This window comes from Streptomyces sp. NPDC047022 (assembly GCF_040644155.1).
Lineage (GTDB): Bacteria > Actinomycetota > Actinomycetes > Streptomycetales > Streptomycetaceae > Streptomyces.
The window spans coordinates 156,661-178,009 of sequence record NZ_JBEYVV010000001.1; the positions used below are offsets into that span (position 1 = coordinate 156,661).

The 21,349-nt window shown below is 70.3% G+C and carries 13 protein-coding genes; 8 read left to right on the plus strand and 5 right to left on the minus strand.

What is annotated here, in order from left to right; translation table 11 throughout:
• Positions 1–60: 60 nt before the first annotated feature.
• Positions 61–1,551, minus strand: a complete 1,491-nt coding sequence (rpsA, locus tag ABZ845_RS00750) for a 30S ribosomal protein S1 (RefSeq protein ID WP_360971349.1) — start codon at positions 1,549–1,551, stop codon at positions 61–63.
• Between the two features lie 396 nt (positions 1,552–1,947).
• Between rpsA and ABZ845_RS00755 the strand changes: the two genes are divergently transcribed.
• Together ABZ845_RS00755 and hrpB are read left to right on the plus strand one after the other, a co-directional pair.
• The gene (locus tag ABZ845_RS00755; RefSeq protein ID WP_360972392.1) at positions 1,948–2,760 is read left to right on the plus strand and encodes a class I SAM-dependent methyltransferase; all 813 of its coding nucleotides are present in this window, start codon (positions 1,948–1,950) and stop codon (positions 2,758–2,760) included.
• Positions 2,761–2,993: 233 nt separating this feature from the next.
• Complete coding sequence (hrpB, locus tag ABZ845_RS00760) at positions 2,994–5,594, plus strand: ATP-dependent helicase HrpB (protein WP_360971352.1); 2,601 nt, start codon at positions 2,994–2,996, stop codon at positions 5,592–5,594.
• Positions 5,595–5,613: 19 nt separating this feature from the next.
• Here the strand turns inward: hrpB and ABZ845_RS00765 are convergent, their stop codons facing one another.
• From ABZ845_RS00765 to ABZ845_RS00775, 3 genes are all read right to left on the minus strand, one after another.
• The gene (locus ABZ845_RS00765) at positions 5,614–6,675 is read right to left on the minus strand and encodes a DUF3068 domain-containing protein (protein WP_360971355.1); all 1,062 of its coding nucleotides are present in this window, start codon (positions 6,673–6,675) and stop codon (positions 5,614–5,616) included.
• A gap of 73 nt (positions 6,676–6,748) precedes the next feature.
• On the minus strand, positions 6,749–6,883 hold the full coding sequence (locus ABZ845_RS00770; RefSeq protein ID WP_360971358.1) for an SPW_0924 family protein: 135 nt from the start codon (positions 6,881–6,883) through the stop codon (positions 6,749–6,751).
• A gap of 179 nt (positions 6,884–7,062) precedes the next feature.
• Positions 7,063–8,790 carry a lytic transglycosylase domain-containing protein gene (locus ABZ845_RS00775; protein WP_360971361.1) on the minus strand — a complete coding sequence of 576 codons (1,728 nt, stop codon included), beginning with the start codon at positions 8,788–8,790 and terminating at the stop codon, positions 7,063–7,065.
• A 290-nt stretch (positions 8,791–9,080) separates the two neighbouring features.
• On the opposite strand from ABZ845_RS00775, the gene ABZ845_RS00780 reads away from it, so the two are divergent.
• A complete protein-coding gene (locus tag ABZ845_RS00780) occupies positions 9,081–9,935 on the plus strand; it encodes a DUF4184 family protein (RefSeq protein WP_360971364.1) in 855 nt (284 codons plus the stop codon).
• Between the two features lie 586 nt (positions 9,936–10,521).
• On the opposite strand, the gene polA is transcribed toward ABZ845_RS00780, so the two are convergent.
• Entirely contained in the window at positions 10,522–13,248 is a 2,727-nt protein-coding gene (gene polA / locus ABZ845_RS00785) for a DNA polymerase I (protein ID WP_360971366.1), read from the minus strand.
• A gap of 269 nt (positions 13,249–13,517) precedes the next feature.
• Between polA and ABZ845_RS00790 the strand changes: the two genes are divergently transcribed.
• The 5 genes from ABZ845_RS00790 (at position 13,518) to ABZ845_RS00810 (ending at position 21,343) form a co-directional block, all read left to right on the plus strand.
• On the plus strand, positions 13,518–15,797 hold the full coding sequence (locus tag ABZ845_RS00790) for an FdhF/YdeP family oxidoreductase (protein WP_360971369.1): 2,280 nt from the start codon (positions 13,518–13,520) through the stop codon (positions 15,795–15,797).
• Between the two features lie 68 nt (positions 15,798–15,865).
• Positions 15,866–16,354 carry a hotdog fold thioesterase gene (locus ABZ845_RS00795; protein ID WP_360971372.1) on the plus strand — a complete coding sequence of 163 codons (489 nt, stop codon included), beginning with the start codon at positions 15,866–15,868 and terminating at the stop codon, positions 16,352–16,354.
• A 908-nt stretch (positions 16,355–17,262) separates the two neighbouring features.
• Positions 17,263–18,483 (plus strand): branched-chain amino acid ABC transporter substrate-binding protein, encoded by a 1,221-nt coding sequence (locus ABZ845_RS00800; protein WP_360972394.1) that lies wholly within the window; start codon positions 17,263–17,265, stop codon positions 18,481–18,483.
• Positions 18,484–18,605: 122 nt separating this feature from the next.
• The gene (locus tag ABZ845_RS00805) at positions 18,606–19,532 is read left to right on the plus strand and encodes a branched-chain amino acid ABC transporter permease (RefSeq protein ID WP_360971375.1); all 927 of its coding nucleotides are present in this window, start codon (positions 18,606–18,608) and stop codon (positions 19,530–19,532) included.
• A gap of 5 nt (positions 19,533–19,537) precedes the next feature.
• Entirely contained in the window at positions 19,538–21,343 is a 1,806-nt protein-coding gene (locus tag ABZ845_RS00810) for a branched-chain amino acid ABC transporter permease (protein WP_360971378.1), read from the plus strand.
• The last annotated feature ends 6 nt before the right edge of the window (positions 21,344–21,349 follow it).

A 21,349-nucleotide genomic window follows, 5' to 3' on the forward strand; every position in this document is an offset into this window, starting at 1 on the left:
GCATCCCCTGGGGGATACGGGCCCTCGATCGACGGCTAGGCGTCAGAGGCGAGCGTCAGCTCAGCTCTGGCCACCGGCCAGCTTCTCGCGCAGCGCAGCGAGCGCCTCGTCCGAGGCCAGGGCGCCGGAGTTGTCGGCACCCTCGGAGGAGTACGAACCGCCGGTCGCGGCCGGAGCGGCGGCCTCGCCACCCTCGGCGGCAGCGGCAGCGTCGGCCTCGCGGGACTTGATGACCTGCTGCTGGTGCTGCTCGAAGCGGGTCTGCGCCTCGGCGTACTGGCGCTCCCACTCCTCGCGCTGCTTCTCGTAGCCCTCGAGCCAGTCGTTGGTCTCGGGGTCGAAGCCCTCGGGGTAGATGTAGTTGCCCTGGTCGTCGTAGGACGCGGCCATGCCGTACAGGGTCGGGTCGAACTCGACCGAGGCCGGGTCGGCACCGAAGGACTCGTTGGCCTGCTTCAGCGAGAGGCTGATGCGGCGACGCTCGAGGTCGATGTCGATGACCTTGACGAAGATCTCGTCGTTGACCTGGACGACCTGCTCCGGGATCTCCACGTGGCGCTCGGCCAGCTCGGAGATGTGGACCAGACCCTCGATGCCCTCGTCCACGCGGACGAACGCACCGAACGGAACCAGCTTCGTGACCTTACCGGGCACGACCTGGCCGATCTGGTGGGTGCGGGCGAACTGCTGCCACGGGTCTTCCTGGGTCGCCTTCAGCGACAGGGAGACACGCTCGCGGTCCATGTCGACGTCGAGAACCTCGACGGTGACCTCCTGGCCGACCTCGACGACCTCGGACGGGTGGTCGATGTGCTTCCAGGACAGCTCGGAAACGTGGACCAGACCGTCGACGCCACCCAGGTCCACGAAGGCACCGAAGTTGACGATCGAGGAGACCACGCCGGAGCGGACCTGACCCTTCTGGAGGGTCGTGAGGAACGTCTGGCGGACCTCGGACTGGGTCTGCTCGAGCCAGGCGCGGCGGGACAGGACCACGTTGTTGCGGTTCTTGTCCAGCTCGATGATCTTCGCCTCGAGCTCCTTGCCGACGTACGGCTGGAGGTCGCGGACGCGGCGCATCTCGACCAGGGAGGCCGGGAGGAAGCCGCGGAGGCCGATGTCGAGGATGAGACCACCCTTGACGACCTCGATGACGGTACCGGTGACGATGCCGTCCTCTTCCTTGATCTTCTCGATGGTGCCCCAGGCACGCTCGTACTGGGCGCGCTTCTTCGAGAGGATCAGGCGGCCTTCCTTGTCCTCCTTCTGGAGAACCAGGGCCTCGATCTCGTCGCCGACGGCCACGACCTCGTTCGGGTCGACGTCGTGCTTGATCGAAAGCTCGCGGCTCGGGATGACACCTTCGGTCTTGTAACCGATGTCGAGCAGGACCTCGTCCCGGTCGACCTTCACGATGACGCCGTCGACGATGTCGCCGTCGTTGAAGTACTTGATCGTCTCGTCGATCGCGGCGAGGAAGGCTTCCTCGTTACCGATGTCGTTGACCGCTACCTGCGGGGTGGTGGCGGTGGTCTCGGTGCTGCTCGTCATGTGGGAAAGGGCTCCGGTACGGACATTGAAGTCGTAGGTACTGCTTACGCCGGGAGCCCGTTTCGCTCTGCCGAAGCCGGACAGCCTAGGAAGCGCCACGATGGGACACCAGGTGCCCGATGGCGCCTCGACAACCGAGGGGACATACAACAGATGCGAGCGCAGCCTGCTAGGTCCGAGGTGCGCAGGCCCGCAGCGCAACTTGTAGCATACGGGGGCAGGCGGACAGGGTCAATGCGCGAAGCGCGCACCGGGTGCGGTTCCCCGCATTCCCGGCACAAGTCTCCGCGTGACGCCACCCGTATACCGGACACGCCATGAGGCCGTTCTGGCCAGAGCCCCTCTTCCGCGACACCGCCGAGGCGGGTTGGACGGAAGAGTACGACGAGGGAGCCGATCATCCAAGAGCCCGAGCAGTTCGAGCCGGAAGCCACCCGACGAGCGGCGGGAATCACGGAGAGTTCCCGGGCCAACCGTGGCTGGTGGGACCGGAACGCGGACGAGTACCAGACCGAGCACGGCACCTTCCTCGGCGACGACCGCTTCGTGTGGGGACCCGAGGGGCTGGACGAGGTCGAGGCCGAGCTGCTCGGCCCGGTGGAGGACCTCAAGGGCAAGGACGTGCTGGAGATCGGCGCCGGCGCGGCCCAGTGCTCACGCTGGCTGTCCGCGCAGGGCGCCCGCCCGGTGGCCCTCGACCTCTCCCACCGCCAGCTCCAGCACGCGCTGCGCATAGGCTGCGCCTTCCCCCTCATCCAGGCCGACGCCTGTGCCCTGCCCTTCGGCGACGCCACCTTCGACCTGGCGTGCTCGGCCTACGGAGCGCTGCCGTTCGTCGCCGACCAGGTCATGGTCCTGCGTGAGGTGCGCCGGGTGCTGCGCCCCGGCGGCCGGTTCGTCTTCTCGGTGACGCACCCGATCCGCTGGGCGTTCCCGGACGAGCCCGGGCCCGAGGGCCTGACGGTGTCGGCCTCCTACTTCGACCGCACGCCCTACGTCGAGCAGGACGAGGAAGGCCGGGCGGTGTACGTGGAGCACCACCGGACGCTCGGCGACCGGGTACGGGACATCGCCGCCTCCGGTCTGCGCCTGGCCGACCTGGTCGAACCGGAGTGGCCCGCCTGGAACACCTCCGAGTGGGGCGGCTGGTCGCCGCTGCGCGGGGGCCTGATCCCCGGCAGTGCGATCTTCGTGTGCGAGCGTGACTGAGGGGCCGGACCACACGGCCGAGGGGCCGGTTCCAGCCGATCCGCGGTGATGGCGGCGCGCACGCGTATGCGCCGGGCGTCTCGCTGCGCGACAAGGTCGCCCAGAGGGCACGGCAGCGGGCCGAATGGCACCGGAAGCAGTACTGCCTGCGCTGCCGTCACGACTTTCTTCCCTGCCGGGGCCGCCTGGTCACGACTTCCTCCCCTGCCGGGGCCGCCTGGAACACTGGTGCGGTGATCCGCCACGACGCCCTCGGCCGCCTCCCGGTCCGCTCCGCCGTACCCGCCCTCCAGGACGCGCTGGAGGAGCACGGTGTCGCGGTGCTGTGCGCGCCGCCCGGCACCGGCAAGACGACGCTTGTGCCACTGGTCCTTGCCGGGCTGGTGGGCGAGGGCCCCGCGCGCAGTGTGGTGGTCGCCGAACCCCGGCGGATCGCCGCGCGGGCCGCGGCCCGGCGGATGGCGTGGCTGCTCGGGGAGAAGCCCGGCGGCAGCGTCGGCTACACCGTGCGCGGCGAGCGGGTGACCGGGCGCCACACGCGCGTGGAGGTCGTCACCACCGGTGTGCTGCTCCAGCGGCTGCAACGCGACCAGGAGCTGGCGGGCGTCGACGTGGTGGTGCTGGACGAGTGCCACGAGCGGCACCTGGACGCCGACACGGTCGCCGCTTTCCTGCTCGACGTGCGGGAGGCCCTGCGGCCCGAACTGCGGCTGGTGGCGGCCTCGGCCACGACGGACGCGCGGGGCTGGGCCCGGCTGCTGGGCGGCGCCCCGGTCGTCGAGGCGCAGGGCGTGTCGCACCCGGTCGAGGTGGTGTGGGCGCCTCCCGCCCGACCCGTACGGCCGCCGCACGGACTGCGCGTGGACCCGGCGCTCCTCTCACATGTGGCGTCGGTGGTGCGCCGGGCGCTGGCCGAGTGCGAGGGAGACGTCCTGTGCTTCCTGCCCGGCGTCGGGGAGATCGCCCGTGTGGCGGGGCAGCTGGGCGACCCGGACGGCGTGGAGGTGCTCCAGGTGCACGGCAGGGCGCCGGCGGACGTGCAGGACGCGGTGCTGTCCCCCGGTGCCCGGCGGCGCGTGGTGCTGTCGACGGCAGTCGCGGAGTCCTCACTGACCGTGCCCGGCGTGCGGGTGGTCGTCGACTCCGGGCTCGCGCGCGAGCCGCGGGTGGACCACGCGCGCGGGCTGAGCGCGCTGACGACCGTGCGGGCCTCGCAGGCGGCGGGACGGCAGCGCGCGGGCCGGGCGGGCCGGGAGGCTCCGGGACGGGTGTATCGCTGCTGGCCGGAGGCCGAGGACGCGCGGCTGCCGCGCTTCCCTGCGCCGGAGATCAGGCTTGCCGATCTGACCGCCTTCGCGCTGCAGACGGCGTGCTGGGGCGACCCGGACGCGACCGGGCTGCGCCTGCTCGACGCTCCGCCGGGCGGGGCGATGGCCGCCGCGCGGTCGGTGCTCTCGGCGATCGGCGCGGTGGACGGGTCGGGGCGGGCCACGCGGCGGGGCGCCCGGATGTCCGGACTCGGTCTGCATCCGAGGCTGGCCCGTGCGCTGCTGGACGCGGCGCCGGAGGCCGGTACGGACCGGGCCGCTGAGGTCGTCGCGTTGCTGAGTGAGGAGCCGCCACGGGAGTACGGGGACGACCTGGCCGGGGCATGGCGGGCGGCCCGCCGCGGAGGCGACGCGTACGCGGCCCGCTGGCGGGAGGAGGCGCGCCGGCTGCGGGCCGCGGCGGGGGACGCCGCCGAGGGCTCCGTGCGGCGTACGGCCGGAGGTCGCGGGAGCCACGCTCCAGCGGGTTCGCACCCTGCCTCCCCCGGGCCGGACGGCACCTCCCCCGGACCGGGCGGCGCGGCGCACCCGCGCGACGATCAAGTCGTGGGCCTCGTCGCGGCCCTCGCCTTCCCGGAGCGTCTCGCGCGGGAGGACGGCGGGTCGTATCTGATGGTGAACGGCAGCAGGGCGGAGCCCGGGGACGGATCGGGTCTGCGCGGCGCCCCGTGGCTCGCGGTCGCCGTCGCCGACCGGCCCGTCGGAGCACGGCACGCGCGCGTGCGTCTCGCCGCCGTGGTGGACGAGGAGGTGGCGCGCCGGGCCGCCTCGGCGGTGCGCTCCGAGAAGGACGAGGTGCACTGGGCCGACGGGGATGTCGTCGCCCGGCGCGTGGAACGGCTCGGGGCCGTCGAGTTGACGGTGCGTCCGCTGCGGGAGCCCGCCCCGGCGCTGTTGGGGCAGGCTCTCAGGGAGGGGCTTCGCGAGGAGGGTCTGGATCTGCTGCGCTGGACCCCTCAGGCTCGGCTGCTGCGGCAGCGGCTCGCCTTCCTGCGGCTTCACCTGGGCGAGCCCTGGCCCGGCGTCGACGACGAGGCGCTCCACGCGCGCGTGGACGAATGGCTGGAGCCCGAACTGGGCCGCGCCCGGCGCCGTGCCGACCTGGCGCGGATCGATGCCGGGCAGTGCCTGTCCCGGCTGCTGCCCTGGTCCACCGGGGATGCCGCGCGCCTCGACGAACTGGCTCCGGAGCGGATCACCGTCCCCAGTGGCTCCCGGATCGCGGTCGACTACACCGCTCCGGAGCGCCCCGTCCTCGCCGTAAAGCTCCAGGAGATGTTCGGGCTGCACGCGTCACCGGAGATCGCGGGCGTGCCGGTCCTCGTCCATCTGCTCTCCCCCGCCGGGCGCCCGGCCGCCGTCACCGCCGATCTCGCCTCCTTCTGGCGGGACGGCTACCGCGCCGTACGGGCCGAGTTGCGGGGCCGTTACCCCAAGCATCCCTGGCCCGAGGACCCGGCCGCCGCGGAGCCGACCAGGCACACGAACGCACGGCTCAGGCGGTGAACGGCTCCGGCTCCTCGGTTCAGGCGGTGACCGGCCCCGCTTCCTCGGTTCCCGCCGAGACCGGCCCCGGCTCCTCGCTTCCGGCCGTGACCGGATCCGGCTCCTTCGTCCCGGCTTTTTCGGCGGGCGCCTGCTCACCGGGGCGCCGGCCCCGTGCCTCCAGGTACAGGGACAGCGCCAGCAGGCAGACGCCCAGTACGAGGAAGCCCCACGGCAGGTAGGACGTCAGCATCAGGATCGGCAGGCGGTTGTGCTTGACCAATGCGACCGTCGACTTGATGTAGTCCTCGCGCATCTTCACATCGCCCGCGAACGCCGTCACCTTGTCCCGGCCGCCCAGGAGCGTGCCGCCCCGCAGCTCCTCCTTGTGGATCTCCTCGCCGTAGACGGGCGCACCGGTGACCGGCTCGACCCAGAACCGGCGGACCGTGGTGTACCAGCGGGTCGTGCCGGTCTTCGCGACCGACTCCGGGGTGATGCCCTGCACGGGCATGGACTTGGGCATGGGCACCTTGGTCCAGGGGATGGTCTGCTCGAAGTAGTAGACCTTCACGCCCCGGAAGGTCCGGGTGCCCTCGTAGTGGATGGGAGACGTGGTGCGTGTCTGCGCGTCGAAGTATTCGTAGTCCCGCTTCTGGGTCAGGAACGGCCACTTGAACTCGATGCCGTCCCGTCGCACGGGGTCGCCGTCCACCGTCTCGCCGGTCGCGTGGACGGGGTCCTGGCTGTGCGCGTCGAAGATGTAGCGCTCGGGGAGGCGCGAGACCATCTTGCCGTCGGGGCCCTGTACATAGGAGAGGCCGTCCCAGACGACCACGTCCCGGCCGGCCGTCCTGTCGATCTTCTTCGCGGCTTCCACGTCGCCCTTGAGGGTCTCCACGATGGTGACCTGGGGGACCGTGCGGGCCTGCATGGTGCCGTAGTCGAGGAGGGTCGGGTTCTTCGCCTCAAGGACCATGGTCTGGTACTGGTTCGCGGGGATCTTGACCAGGCGGGGGAAGACGTACCAGCGCAGCAGCGGGGACAGGGCCGTGAAGAACACGGCGAGGGCGAGCAGGATCAGGCCGGCCTTGCGTCGCATGTCGGCGTCCTCCCTGTGCGTGCGGTGCGGCGGATGTCCGGGGCCGGGCGGTGCGGTGCCCGCGCTCGAGGCTTCACGGGTGGCTGGGAACCGTCGTCAACAGCGGCTCGGGGGAGGTCTTCCCGGTCGGGGAGCCCACGGCCGTCAGGGTGAGCACCAGGGCGAAAGCGGCGGCGAGGCCGATCGCGGCCGCTACGAGGGCACGCATACGGGCCTCCCGGATCACCAGAGCTGATACATCGTCAGATCTGGCACCGTAGCAACGGGCGCATGAGATGAGAACAGGTCGCGCGTACGACGGCGGCGCCCCTCCGCGGTGGAGGGGCACCGCCGTCGTACGCGGGCCTCACATGATCTGTGCGTCCAGGCGTTCCGGAGCTGATGTGTCTAGGCGGAGTGGCTCGGTGAGGGGCCGGCGGACGGGTCCGCCTCCGCGACCTTCAGTTCGACCGTGAGGGTGGCCCCGCCCGCGGTGGTGATGCGGAGCAGGAAGGTGCCGGTCGTGTCGTCGGCGTACAGCTTCGGGAGCTTCAGCAGGCCGTGGGCGTCGGTCTCGAGGCCCGTGAGGGTGCGTACGGTCTTGCCGTCCGCGTCCTTGAAGTAGGGGCCCTTGTCGTTCTCGGCCGGGTTGTCGGCCGCGGTGACGAGGGTGGCGGTGGCGGCGACGCCGTCCGCGACGGCGCCCTTGTACGTGGCCTTCACTTCCACCTGGTCCGCGAACTCGCCGCCCGGGGTGCAGGTCAGCTCGGTGTCGCTGGTCCGGGCGAGGGTGTCGGCCTGGCGTTCGGTGACCTTGGCGGGGAAGGACAGGGCGGTCACCGTGCGGCCCACGACGAGGGCGCTGACCCTGAAGTCGCCCGTCTTCGCCCCGGCGACCAGCGCGGGAGCGGTGGCCTTGCCCGACGCGTCGGTGACGACGGTCGCCACACTCTCCCCGCCCACGAAGACCGCGTCAGTGCCGCCGCTGATCATGAACCGTACGCGCACCTTCGGCACGCTCTTCCCGGCCTTGGTCACGGCCTTCACCACGATCTTCCGGCCGAAGGTGTCCCCCGTCCTCGCGGAGAGCTCGCCGGTGCCGGCGTCCGCCAGGTGATCCACCGTGTCGGTGGCGGTGGGCGGCTTGGTGTGACCGGGCTTGCCCGGAGCCGGCGGCTTCGGGTCGTGGGTCGTGCTCCCGCCGCCCGGCTTGTGGGTGCCGGGATGCGGCTGGTGCTTCTTCGGCGGGGTGGGCGAAGTGCTCGCGCCGGAATGGTCGTCGTTGCGGTGCGAGGGCAGCGTGCCCGCGCCGTCCGGGATCGAGTGGGTGCCCTTGCGGTAGTACTCGTACCAGGACAGAACCGTGTCCAGATATTCCTGCGAGTCGTTGTAGCCGAGGATCGCGGCGTTCATGTCGGAGGAGACCGACAGGTCGCGGTCGGCGCGGCACAGGTAGTGGCCGGCGGCGAGGGCGGCGTCGTAGACGTTGTTCGGGTCCTTGACCCCGTCTCCGTTGCCGTCCCGGCCCGCCCATGCCCAGGTGGAGGGGATGAACTGCATGGGGCCGACCGCGCGGTCGTAGGTGCTGTCGCCGTCATAGGCGCCGTGGTCGGTGTCCGTGATGCTGGCGAAGCCGTTGCCGTTCAGGACCGGGCCGAGAATCTTCGAGTACGTCGTGCCGTCCGCGTCGACCCGGCCGCCGTCGGCCTGGCCCGACTCCACCTTGCCGATCGCGGCGAGGAGTTGCCAGGGCAGATTGCAGCCCGGCTTGGACTGCCGCAGCTCCGCCTCGGCCCTCTTGTAGGCGTCGAGGACCGTGGCCGGTATGCCGGCCTCGGCACTGCCGACCGGGCCGTCTGCGGGTCGGGCACCCGGGCTGGGCTTGTCTGTAGGGCTGTTGAGCGGCGGCAGGTCGGTGTAGTAGCGGCCGTTTCCCGTGGCGGAGCCGTCACCGTTGCCATGGCCGTTGCCGGTGGCCTCGATGTCGGGGGAGGTCTGGGCGCCGACGGTCCGTCTGCCGTGGTCCTCGCCCGCCGCGCCCGGTGCCTGGGACGCGGCCAGAGCCGCGACCGCTGCCGCGGCCACAGCGGTGGTTGTCGCCCCCTTGCGCAACCTCCTGCCGAAATGCGCCGCCATTGAGTGAACCCCTCCCGTGGACAACCCTGTGTGTTCGGTTGTGATGTAGCTGTGTGCGGTCGTGATGCCGCTGTCCGACCTCGCACCGGCGCGGCGACCAAGTGACCCTACGACAACTTCCTTTGACCCGGGACCCAAGGGCGTCCGTTTTTCACCAGTTGGCCATCTCCGATTGGGCTGCGTGCCGAAGCGGGGGAGGGCCGCCTCACCTTTCTCATGTGTCCCTCATACTGGACGTCTGTGATCGCCGGGTCGTTGTACCCGGCAGACGACTGCCGCGGGGAGCCGATGTGCCGTTCACCCTCAGCCATGCCGCGGCCGTGCTGCCCGCCGTGCGCGCGGACGGATCCGGCAGGGGCCGACTGGTGCCCGCGGTCCTCGTGGCTGGGTCGTTCGCGCCGGACCTGACCTATTACGCGGCGACCGTGGTCTCCGGAGGCATGGAGTTCGGTGACGTCACACACTCCATGGCCGGGGTGTTCACGATCGATGTGTTCCTCGCGTGGGCGCTGGCCTGGGCATGGATCGCCGTACGGGAGCCGCTGGTCGCGCTGCTGCCAGGGAGATGGCAGGAGCGGGTGGCGGCGCTGGTCCACTGCGGCGCACCATGGCAGAAAGTCTCGTTCCGTACGGTCTTTTGGTGGTACGTCTCCGCGGCACTGGGCGCCCTCACGCATGTCGTGTGGGACGCCTTCACGCATCCGGGCCGCTGGGGGACGCGGGTGTTCCCGATGCTGAGGCGTCAGCTCGCGGGAGTGCCCGTGTACTGGTATCTGCAGTACGGGAGTTCAGTGGTGGCCGCGGTGGTGATCGCGGGGTTCGTGGCGCGTTCGCTGCGGCGGTTGCCCGCCGGTTCGCCCGCCGTTTCGGCCGTGCCCGTGCTCTCCTGGGCCGACCGCTGGCTGGCGGGCTCGGTCATCGGCGGGTGCGCGGCGGCGGGGGCCGTGCAGCGCGCGTCGCGCTGGTGGGCGTACTGGGGTGTGACCGCCAAGCCGTGGGATCTGATCCCGGCGGTCTGCTTCGGCGCCGGCGCGGGTCTCGTCCTGGGGCTCGCGCTGTGCGCGGCCGGTGTCAGGGTCTGGCGTCCGGCCGCCGCCGGCCCAGCGGACTCTCGTACGGATCCGGTCCGGCCGACGTCGCTTTGACCGCCTTGGCGGGCCGGGCCAGGAAACGGGGGCGGTGGATGGCCGCGAGGGCGAGCAGCAGCTGACGGGCAGCGCTGTACACCGCGCGCAACCGGGTGGCCGCCGTACCGTCCTCGGGGTGTCCCTGCTGATCGCCGACGAGGGAACAGCTCGGCCCCGAGCGCCCCGGCAGGCACCGCAGACGGGTGGCAAGCGCGGTCCACACGCCCTGAACGTTCCTCGCCGCCCTCGAGGCGAGCACGCGGGCACGGGCGGCCGGAGAAAGGCCGGGCAGACGGACGGTGCTCACCTCGGGCGCACAGGCCGGAACGGGCGACGGACGTATACCCATGGGGCATTCTCTACGCCGCCCCCGCCGCCCCGGCCCTCCCACGAGGGCCAGACGGGTGACACCCGGCTCCGGGTGCCCGCAGCCGACAACGCACCAGCAGGGGCACCCAACAGGCGCGCGGGGAACTACGCAAAACCCCCGCGCGCCCGCAGGACGGAACGAACACGAGTCACCCCACAGGAACGCGGGGAACTGCGCAAAAAACGCCCCACGCACCGCACCCGCGGGGACGACGTCCCGGAAGCCGGGCGCAGCTCAGTGCGCAGCCGACTCCCAGTCGCCCCCCGCTCCCACCGACACATCCAGCGGCGCCCGCAACCGCACAGACCCCGCCATCTCCCGGCGGACCAGTTCCTCGGTCTTCTCACGCTCACCCGGAGCGATCTCCAGCACGATTTCGTCGTGCACCTGAAGGAGCATGCGGGACTTGAGCCCGGCCTCGCGCAGCGCCCGGTCCACGTTCAGCATGGCGATCTTGACGATGTCCGCGGCCGTACCCTGGATCGGGGCGTTCAGCGCCATGCGCTCCGCCATCTCCCGGCGCTGACGGTTGTCGCTGTTCAGGTCGGGCAGGTAACGGCGGCGCCCGAAGAGCGTCTCCGTATAGCCGGTGGCCCGCGCCTCGTCCACCACACGGCGCAGATAGTCCCGCACTCCTCCGAACCGCTCGAAGTACGTGTCCATCAGCGCACGGGCCTCCGCGGCCTCGATGTTCAGCTGCTGGGACAGCCCGAACGCCGAGAGCCCGTACGCCAGTCCGTACGACATCGCCTTGATCTTGCGCCGCATCTCCGCGTCCACCGCGTCACGGCCGACCCCGAAGACCTGGGAGGCGACCGTGGTGTGCAGGTCCTCTCCCGAGGTGAAGGCCTCGATCAGGCCCTCGTCCTCGGACAGGTGCGCCATCACGCGCAGTTCGATCTGGCTGTAGTCCGCCGTCATCAGCGAGGCGAAGCCCTCACCGACCACGAACCCGCGGCGGATCGCCCGGCCCTCGTCCGTGCGCACCGGGATGTTCTGCAGGTTCGGGTCCGTGGACGACAGACGGCCCGTCACCGCCACCGTCTGGTTGAACGTGGTGTGGATCCGCCGGTCCGGCGCGATGGTCTTGATCAGGCCCTCGACCGTCACCCGCAGCTTCGCCTGCTCGCGGTGACGCAGCATGATCACCGGCAGTTCGTTGTCCGTCTGGGCGGCCAGCCATGCCAGCGCGTCCGCGTCCGTCGTGTAGCCCGTCTTCGTCTTCTTCGTCCTGGGCAGGCCCAGCTCTCCGAAGAGAACTTCCTGGAGCTGCTTGGGCGAGCCGAGGTTGAACTCATGGCCCGCCGCCGCGTGCGCCTCCTTCACCGCCTGCTGCACGGCCGCGCCGAACGTCTGCTCCATGGCCTCCAGATGCGTACGGTCCGCGGCGATGCCGTGCCGTTCCATGCGGGCCAGCAGCGCGGAGACGGGCAGCTCCATGTCGCGCAGCAGCTCCGCCGCGCCGACCTCCCGCAGCTTCTCCTCGAACGCCTCACCCAGGTCGAGGACCACGCGGGCCTGGATCATCAGCGCCTCGGACTCGGCGCCCTCGTCCGTGCCGAACGCCAGCTGCCCGTCCGCCGTCGCGGCCGGGCCGAGCTCACGGCCCAGGTATTCCAAAGACAGCGCGTCCAGCGCGAACGAGCGGCGGCCCGGCTTGACCAGATACGCGGCGAGCGCCGTGTCCATGGTCACTCCCTCCACGGACCAGCCGTGTTCGGGGAAGACCCGCATGACGCCCTTGGCGTTGTGCAGCACCTTGGGCTTCGCGGGGTCGGCGAGCCACGCCGCGAACGCCTGCTCGTCCGCCTCGTCCAGCTGCGCAGGGTCGAACCAGGCCGCCGCTCCGTCGGCCGCGGCCAGCGCGATCTCGGTCACCGACCCGGCTCCGAGCGCCCACGAGTCGACCGTAGCCATACCGAGGGGCTGGTCACCGTGCTCCGCCAGCCACGGCTTCAGCTCGCCCGCGCCCAGCACCGCACCGTCCAGCTCCACCCCGTCCGCCGCGATCGGCGTCGCCTCGGCCTCCTCGGCCCCGGGGTCGACGGCGAACAGCCGCTCACGCAGCGACGGGTTCCTGATCTCCAGTGTGTCCAGGACCATCGCGACGGTCTTGCGGTCGTACGGCGCGCGCAGCAGATCGGCGACCGCGTGCGGCAGCTCCACCTGCCGCTCCAGCTCCGTGAGCCGCCGGTTGAGCTTCACCGACTCCAGATGGTCACGCAGGTTCTGCCCGGCCTTGCCCTTGACCTCTTCCACGCGCTCGACCAGTTCCGCGAACGAACCGAACTGGTTGATCCACTTCGCGGCGGTCTTCTCTCCCACCCCCGGGATGCCCGGCAGGTTGTCCGACGGGTCTCCGCGCAGCGCCGCGAAGTCCGGATACTGCGCCGGCGTCAACCCGTACTTCTCGAAGACCTTCTCCGGAGTGAACCGGGTCAGCTCCGAGACACCCTTCGTGGGGTACAGCACCGTCGTGTTCCCGGTGACCAGCTGGAAGGAGTCGCGGTCACCCGTGACGATCAGCACCTCGAAGCCCTCGGCCTCCGCCTGGGTGGCGAGCGTGGCGATGATGTCGTCCGCCTCGTACCCCTCCACGGCGAAGCGGCGGGCCTGCATCGCGTCGAGCAGCTCACCGATCAGCTCGACCTGGCCCTTGAACTCGTCCGGGGTCTTCGAACGGTTCGCCTTGTACTCCGCGAACTCCTCGGAGCGCCAGGTCTTGCGCGAGACGTCGAACGCCACCGCGAAGTGCGTGGGCGCCTCGTCGCGCAGCGTGTTCGCCAGCATCGACGCGAAGCCGTAGATCGCGTTCGTCGGCTGACCCGTCGCGGTCGTGAAGTTCTCCGCGGGCAGCGCGAAGAACGCGCGGTAGGCCAGCGAGTGCCCGTCCATGAGCATCAGCCGTGGACGGCCGCCGCCGGAGGTGTTCTCGGTCTTCTTCGATGCTTTCTCTGCCACGCCCCCGATCCTGCCACGACCCACTGACACCCGTCCCCGCCCTCGGACACCCACGGACCCGGCCCTGACGCCACCCGGAGCGACTCCCGCGCCACATGCCGTAGCGGCGCGCCGCACGGACCGAGGCCCGGCCGCCGCGATTGCGTCACAGCCGCACGGACCGCGGCCCGCCCGCCGCACTTCCGTGAGACCGGACACCGTCAGTGTCACCACCCCGTGCGACCATCGAGGACGTCACCGCGCACACACAGGCAAAGGGGAGGGCCCAGATGGCCAGCAAGCCGCCCAAGAGCGACCCGGTCCAGGACGCTCCGCAGGTCACCGCGCCCAAGCACGCAGCGGCCGGACTGCCCGCCATCGGCCACACCCTGCGCATCGCCCAGCAGCAGATGGGCGTGCGACGCACCGCGCTCACCCTCCTGCGGCTCAACCAGAAGGACGGCTTCGACTGCCCCGGCTGCGCCTGGCCCGAGCCCGAACACCGGCACACCGCCGAGTTCTGCGAGAACGGCGCGAAGGCGGTCGCCGAGGAGGCCACGCTGCGCCGGGTCACCCCGGACTTCTTCGCCGCGCACCCCGTATCCGACCTCGCCACCCGCAGCGGCTACTGGCTCGGGCAGCAGGGACGCCTGACGCACCCCATGTACCTGCCCGAAGGGGGATCGCACTACGAGCCGGTCACCTGGGACCGCGCCTTCGACATCATCGCCGAGGAGATCACCGCGCTCGGCTCCCCCGACGAGGCCGTCTTCTACACCTCGGGCCGCACCAGCAACGAGGCCGCGTTCCTCTACCAGCTCTTCGCCCGGCAGCTGGGCACCAACAACCTGCCCGACTGCTCCAACATGTGCCACGAGTCGTCCGGCTCCGCGCTCACCGAGACCCTCGGCGTCGGCAAGGGCAGCGTCCTGCTCGACGACCTGCACAAGGCGGACCTGATCATCGTCGCCGGGCAGAACCCGGGCACCAACCACCCGCGCATGCTCTCCGCCCTGGAGAAGGCCAAGGCGGGCGGAGCGAAGATCATCAGCGTCAACCCGCTGCCCGAAGCGGGCCTGGAACGCTTCAAGAACCCGCAGACCCCCCAGGGCATGCTCAAGGGCGCCTCGCTCACCGACCTGTTCCTGCAGATCCGCATCGGCGGCGACCAGGCCCTCTTCCGGCTCCTGAACAAACTGGTCCTGGAGACGGAAGGCGCGACGGACGAGGAGTTCATCCGCGAACACACCCACGGCTTCGAGGAGTTCGCCAAGGCCGCCCGCGACGCAGACTGGGACGAGACACTCACGGCGACCGGCCTCACCCGCGAAGAGATCGAACAGGCCCTGACCATGGTGCTCGCCTCCCGGCGCACCATCGTCTGCTGGGCCATGGGCCTCACCCAGCACAAGCACTCCGTCCCCACCATCCGCGAGGTCGTCAACTTCCTTCTGCTGCGCGGAAACGTCGGCCGCACGGGCGCCGGCGTGTGCCCGGTGCGCGGCCACTCGAACGTGCAGGGCGACCGCACCATGGGCATCTTCGAACGCCCCGCACCCGCCTTCCTGGACGCCCTGGAGAAGGAGTTCCGGTTCACGGCGCCACGCCGGCACGGCTACGACGTCGTACGCGCCATCCGCGCACTGCGCGACGGCGAAGCGAAGGTCTTCTTCGCTATGGGCGGCAACTTCGTCTCAGCCTCCCCCGACACCGAGGTCACCGAGGCCGCCATGCGCCGCGCCCGGCTCACCGTGCACGTGTCCACCAAACTGAACCGCTCCCACACCGTCACCGGGGCACGCGCCCTGATCCTGCCCACCCTCGGCCGCACCGAGCGCGATCTCCAGGGCGGCGGCGAGCAGTTCGTGACCGTCGAGGACTCCATGGGCATGGTGCACGCCTCCCGCGGACGGCTGGACCCGGCGAGCCCCCATCTGCTGTCCGAACCCGCCATCGTGTGCCGCCTGGCACGCCGCGTACTCGGCGCCGACAGCAAGGTCCCCTGGCAGGAGTTCGAGGACGACTACGCGGCCGTCCGCGACCGCATCGCACGCGTGATCCCCGGTTTCCAGGACTTCAACGCGCGCGTGGCCCACCCCGGCGGATTCGCCCTCCCCCACGCACCCCGCGACGAGCGCCGCTTCCCCACCGCCACCGGCAAGGCCAACTTCACGGCCGCCCCCGTGGAGTACCCGAAGATCCCCGAAGGCCGGCTCCTGCTGCAGACCCTGCGCTCGCACGACCAGTACAACACCACGATCTACGGCCTGGACGACCGCTACCGGGGCATCAAGAACGGCCGCCGGGTCGTACTGATCAACCCCGAGGACGCCCGGGCACTGAGCGTCACCGACGGCTCCTACGTCGACCTGGTCGGCGAATGGAAGGACGGGGTGGAGCGGCGCGCCCCCGGCTTCCGCGTCGTGCACTACCCCACCGCACGCGGCTGCGCGGCTGCCTACTACCCGGAGACCAACGTCCTGGTCCCCCTCGACTCGACCGCCGACATCAGCAACACCCCCGCCAGCAAGTCCGTCGTGATCCGCCTGGAACAATCGGCGACCGACTGAGCGTTTGCTCAGCCGGCAGGCCGACGGCAGCCGAGTGGCCGCACCCCCGACGAACGGAGCGTTACCCCATGGGCGAGCAGCACACCGTGAAGTTCCCGCAAGAGGTCATCGACGAGTACGCCGCGCTCGGCGTCGACCTGCCCGCCCTCTTCTCCGCCGGGCACCTCGGCACCCGCATGGGCGTCCAGATCGTCGAAGCCTCCGCGGACCGCGTCGTCGGCGTCATGCCCGTGGAAGGCAACACCCAGCCCTACGGACTGCTCCACGGCGGCGCCTCCGCGGTCCTCGCCGAAACCCTCGGCTCGGTCGGCTCCATGCTGCACGGAGGCGTGTCCAAGATCGCCGTGGGCGTCGACCTGAACTGCACACACCACCGCGGTGTGCGCTCCGGCATGGTCACCGGAGTCGCCACTCCGGTGCACCGCGGGCGCTCCACCGCCACCTACGAGATCGTGATCAGCGACGAGGACGGCAAGCGCGTATGCACCGCCCGCCTCACCTGCCTGCTGCGCGACGTGAACCCCGGCGACGGCGAGCACGTCCGCACCAACGGCTGACCCCCCAGGGGGTGTCCACGCTCACGCGGACACCCCCTCCACACCTCCGGCACAGCCCCCGCACACAACTCACGGACACCCCCGCACACGAGTCACCCCGCGGGTGCTGACGCCCGGTCAACCCCACGGCTTCGAACGCGAGTTCGCCGTCCCTTTCCGGCCGCATGACCCCCTCCGCCGCCTCCGGCCATGGACGCACACGACCACCGGCACGACCTGCACCGCAGCAGCCGGACCCGCCGCACCGACCGGCTCCGCCGCCTCCGCCGGACCGGCCACATCCGCGCCCGCCGCCGACCCTCCGCGCGCAACCCGCCCGCCACCCGCACCCCTGCGCCCGGGCACCCCCGCGTCCCTGCACCCCTGCACCGGGCGCACCGAGGCGCATGCACGGACCGTGCCCAACCCGGCCGTCACCCCGCACGCCCGGACAACGCATCGCATCCCGCTTCAGATATCCGAATCCGACCGTTCCAGGCCGTTCCCTGAAAGCGGATCTTGCCCTTCCTGACGTAACACTGCGTAACGCACAGGCAATGCAGGACCGCCGCCTGCCCTTTCCCGGCGCACTCCCCGTGATCTTTCCGGCTTCTTAGCGCGGCCCCATCGCACAACTTGCTCAAAGGTTCACCCACGACCAAGCGGAAGTGCGCATTCTCAAAATGCGGACTACACGGAAACTTCGCCAAACCGTCCGAGAACCGACTTCCCCGATACACGCCAACCTGCACGTCATAACAAGAAAGTCACAAGCCAGCGCACGACGATGCCCATCCCCTCACAGCAGGCTTAGAGTCACGGCCAGTCACCGCTCCATCGGGAGTTCGGTACCAGCGCGGCATTCGCGCAGACCCTCACAAGGGCTGCCATGCCGCCTGCGGAAAGGACTGATTGTGCGACAGCGTTCTCTGGTGATCCTCACCTCCGTCCTCACCACAGGAGCACTGACCCTCACCGCGTGCGGCTCCCGCAACAGCGACAACAAGGGCGGCGACAGCGGCACCACGCTCACCATCGGCGTGGACGCCCCGCTCTCCGGTGAGAACTCCACCACCGGCCTCGGCATCCAGAACGGCGTCCAGATCGCCATCGACGACGCCAACAAGAAGAACACCGTTCCCGGCGTCAAGTTCAAGATCAAGTCCCTGGACGACAAGGCCCAGCCCGCCAACGGCCAGCAGAACGCCACCGCGCTGGTCGGCGACAGCAGCGTCGTCGGCACCGTCGGCCCGCTGAACTCCGGCGTCGCCCAGTCGATGCAGCAGGTCTTCGCCTCCGCCAACATGGTCGAGATCTCCCCCTCGAACACCAACCCGGCGCTGACCCAGGGCAAGGACTGGCAGACGTCCAAGACCCGCCCCTACAAGACGTACTTCCGCACCGCCACCACCGACGCCCTCCAGGGTGGCTTCGCCGCCGACTACGCCTACAACGGCCTCAAGAAGCAGAAGGCCTTCGTCGTCGACGACAAGCAGACCTACGGCGCCGGCCTCGCCAAGATCTTCAACGACTCCTTCAAGAAGCTCGGCGGGAAGATCGCGGGCAGCGACCACGTCAACACCGGCGACAAGGACTTCGGTTCGCTCGTCACCAAGATCAAGAACTCGGGCGCCGACATCGTCTACTACGGCGGCCAGTACGACGAGTCCGAGCTGATCACCAAGCAGCTCAAGGACGCCGGCGTCAAGATCCCGCTCATGGGCGGCGACGGCATGTACGCCACCACCTACATCCAGACCGCCGGCAAGGACGCCGAAGGCGACCTCGCCACCGCGGTCGGCGTCCCCGTCGACACCCTCCCCGCCGCCAAGGCCTTCGTCCAGACCTACAAGGCCAAGGGCTACAAGGGCGACTACGGCGCCTACGGCGCCTACGCCTACGACGCCGCCAACGCCATCATCAACGCCGTCAAGGCCGCCGTCGACGCCAACGGCGGCAAGCTCCCCACCGGTGACACCCTCCGCGCCAAGGTCGTCGACGGCGTCCAGAAGAGCGACTTCGAAGGCATCTCCGGCCACGTCTCCTTCGACCAGTACGGCGACACCACCAACAAGCAGCTCACCGTCTACCAGGTCGTGAGTGGCGCCTGGAAGGCCGTCAAGACCGGCACGTACAACCCGGCCGGCTGACCCCCCGAGCACCAGCACCAACGGGCCGCGTGGAAGGAGGACCCCGACCACGCGGCCCGTTCTCACACCCCGCCCCGCACGACAGTGCACACCACGACCACCAGCGACATGGAGGCCATGCGGTGAACACCCTGCCGCAGCAGCTGGCCAACGGGCTGCTCCTAGGCTCGATGTACGGGCTGATCGCCATCGGCTACACGATGGTGTACGGCATCGTCCAGCTCATCAACTTCGCCCACGGCGAGATCTTCATGACCGGAGCCTTCGGCGCCCTCACGGTCTCACTCATCCTCCCCTCCGGCACCCCCATGTGGGCCCTCGTGCCCCTCATGCTCATCGGCGGCGCCATCGTCGCCATGCTCATCGCCGTCGGAGCCGAACGCTTCGCCTACCGGCCACTGCGCGGAGGACCACGACTCGCCCCCCTCATCACCGCCATCGGCCTCTCCCTCGCCCTCCAGGAAGTCGTCCGCAACTTCTACCCCCAGGCCGACCGCGCCCGCGTCTTCCCCAACCTCGACACCACCCACGAACTCGGCTCCGTCACCATCAAGGACGCCGACATCTTCCTGATCTTCGCCGCCGCCGTGTGCATGGGCTCCCTCGCCCTCTTCGTCCGCCGCAGCCGCACCGGCCGCGCCATGCAGGCGACCGCCCAGGACCCCGACACGGCACAGCTCATGGGCATCGACACCAACCGCATCATCGTCATCGCCTTCGCCATCGGCGGCTTCTTCGCAGCCGTCGCAGCCGTCGCCTACGGCCTCAAGTACGGCAGCATCGACTACCGCATGGGCTTCCTCATGGGCCTCAAGGCCTTCACCGCAGCCGTCCTCGGCGGCATCGGCAACATCTACGGCGCCATGCTCGGCGGACTCGTCCTCGGCGTAGCCGAGACCCTGGCCTCCGCCTACATCGACAACGTCCCCGGCATGCAACAACTCGGCGGACAGGGCTGGGCAGCCCTCTGGGCCTTCGTCCTGCTCATCCTCGTACTCCTCCTCAGGCCCCAAGGCCTCCTCGGCGAACGCGTCGCGGACAGGGCGTGATCACCATGACCGACACCACCACCCCTGAGACCCCCCAGATGCCCACCGCCACCGAACGCGGCCTCATCCCGCTGCCGACAGCCGCCGCCCGCGCACTCACCCTTGCCGGCGGCATCGCCACCGCCGCTTCCGCCTTCCTCGCCTGGACCTGGACCGCCGACTTCCCCGGCGACCTCACCGTCTACGGCTACCCCGGCGGCCTCCAGTGGCTGACCTTCGCCGGCGGCATCCTCGTCACCCTCTTCGCCCTCGCCGGATACGGCATCAGGGGCCTGGGCTGGCTCACCCCCGCCCACAACAACGCCCCCACCGTCCTCACCGCTATCGGCGCCTTCGCCACCACCTGGTTCACCGTCATCGAGATCGCGGCCAAACTCGGCGGACTCGTCAACCTCGAGCCCGGTGCCTACGTCGCAGCCGCCGCCTCCTTCCTCCCCCTCCTCGGCGCCTTCGCCCTCCCCCAACCCGGACTCCGCGAACAAGGCGCCCTGTCCCCCCTGAGGCTCTACACCGCCAAACCCGACCGCATCCCCCCGGCCGCCCACACCGCCCCCTGGGTACAGCGGGCCATCATCACCGCCGTCACCGTCATCGGCCTCTACACCTTCGCCTACGGCATCGACACCGAATACGGCGAGCTCTTCATCGGCTTCCTCATCGTCGTCGTCTTCGCCGTCTGGGCCGCACACACCGCCGGCCTCCTCGACCGTTTCTCGCGGATCACCGCCGGCAACCGCAGCTTCGCCCTCGCCATGGGTTTCGTCGCCGCCATCGCTTTCCCCCTCACCCAGAGCGACGACCACTACGCCAACATCGGCGTCAACATCCTGATCTTCGGAACCGTCGCCCTCGGCCTCAACATCGTCGTCGGCCTCGCCGGACTCCTCGACCTCGGATACGTCGCCTTCCTCGGCGTCGGCGCCTACACCGCCGCCCTCGTCTCCGGCTCCGAATTCTCCCGGTTCTCCGGCGTCCAGTTCCCCTTCTGGGCCGCCGCCCTCGCAGGCATGGCCGCCTCCCTCGTCTTCGGCGTCCTCATCGGCGCCCCCACCCTGCGACTGCGCGGCGACTACCTCGCCATCGTCACCCTCGGATTCGGAGAAATCTTCCGCATCTCCGTCAACAACATGGACGGTGTCTCAGGACCCGACATCACCAACGGCCCCAACGGCATCCCCTCCATCCCCGACCTGAACTTCTTCGGATTCAACTTCGGGAACTCCCACGACCTCGGCGGCTTCACCATCGGGCGCTTCGCCAACTACTACCTCCTGATGGTCCTCGTCATGGCGCTGGTCGTCCTCGTCTACACCCGCGCCGCCGACTCCCGCATCGGCCGCTCCTGGATCGCCATCCGCGAAGACGAGACCGCCGCCACCGCCATGGGCATCAACGGCTTCCGCGTCAAACTCACCGCCTTCGCCCTCGGCGCCTCCCTCGCCGGCCTCGCCGGAACGGTCAGCGCACACGTCACCTACAGCGTGGTCCCGAACCCCTACCAGTTCGCCGGCTCCACACCCCCCAACTCCGCCTTCCTCCTCGCCGCCGTCGTCCTCGGCGGCATGGGAACCGTCGCAGGCCCCCTGCTCGGCGCGGCGCTGCTCTACCTCCTCCCGGAGAAGCTCGTCTTCCTCCAGGACAAGTCCCTCCTCGCCTTCGGCATCGCACTCATCCTGCTGATGCGCTTCAGGCCGGAAGGCATCATCGCCAACCGCCGCCGACAGCTCGAATTCCACGAGACCGGCCAACTCGACGTACCAGCACAGACGACGCTCGCCGACGAACCGGCCGTCACCAAGGCGGGGGCGTGACCACCA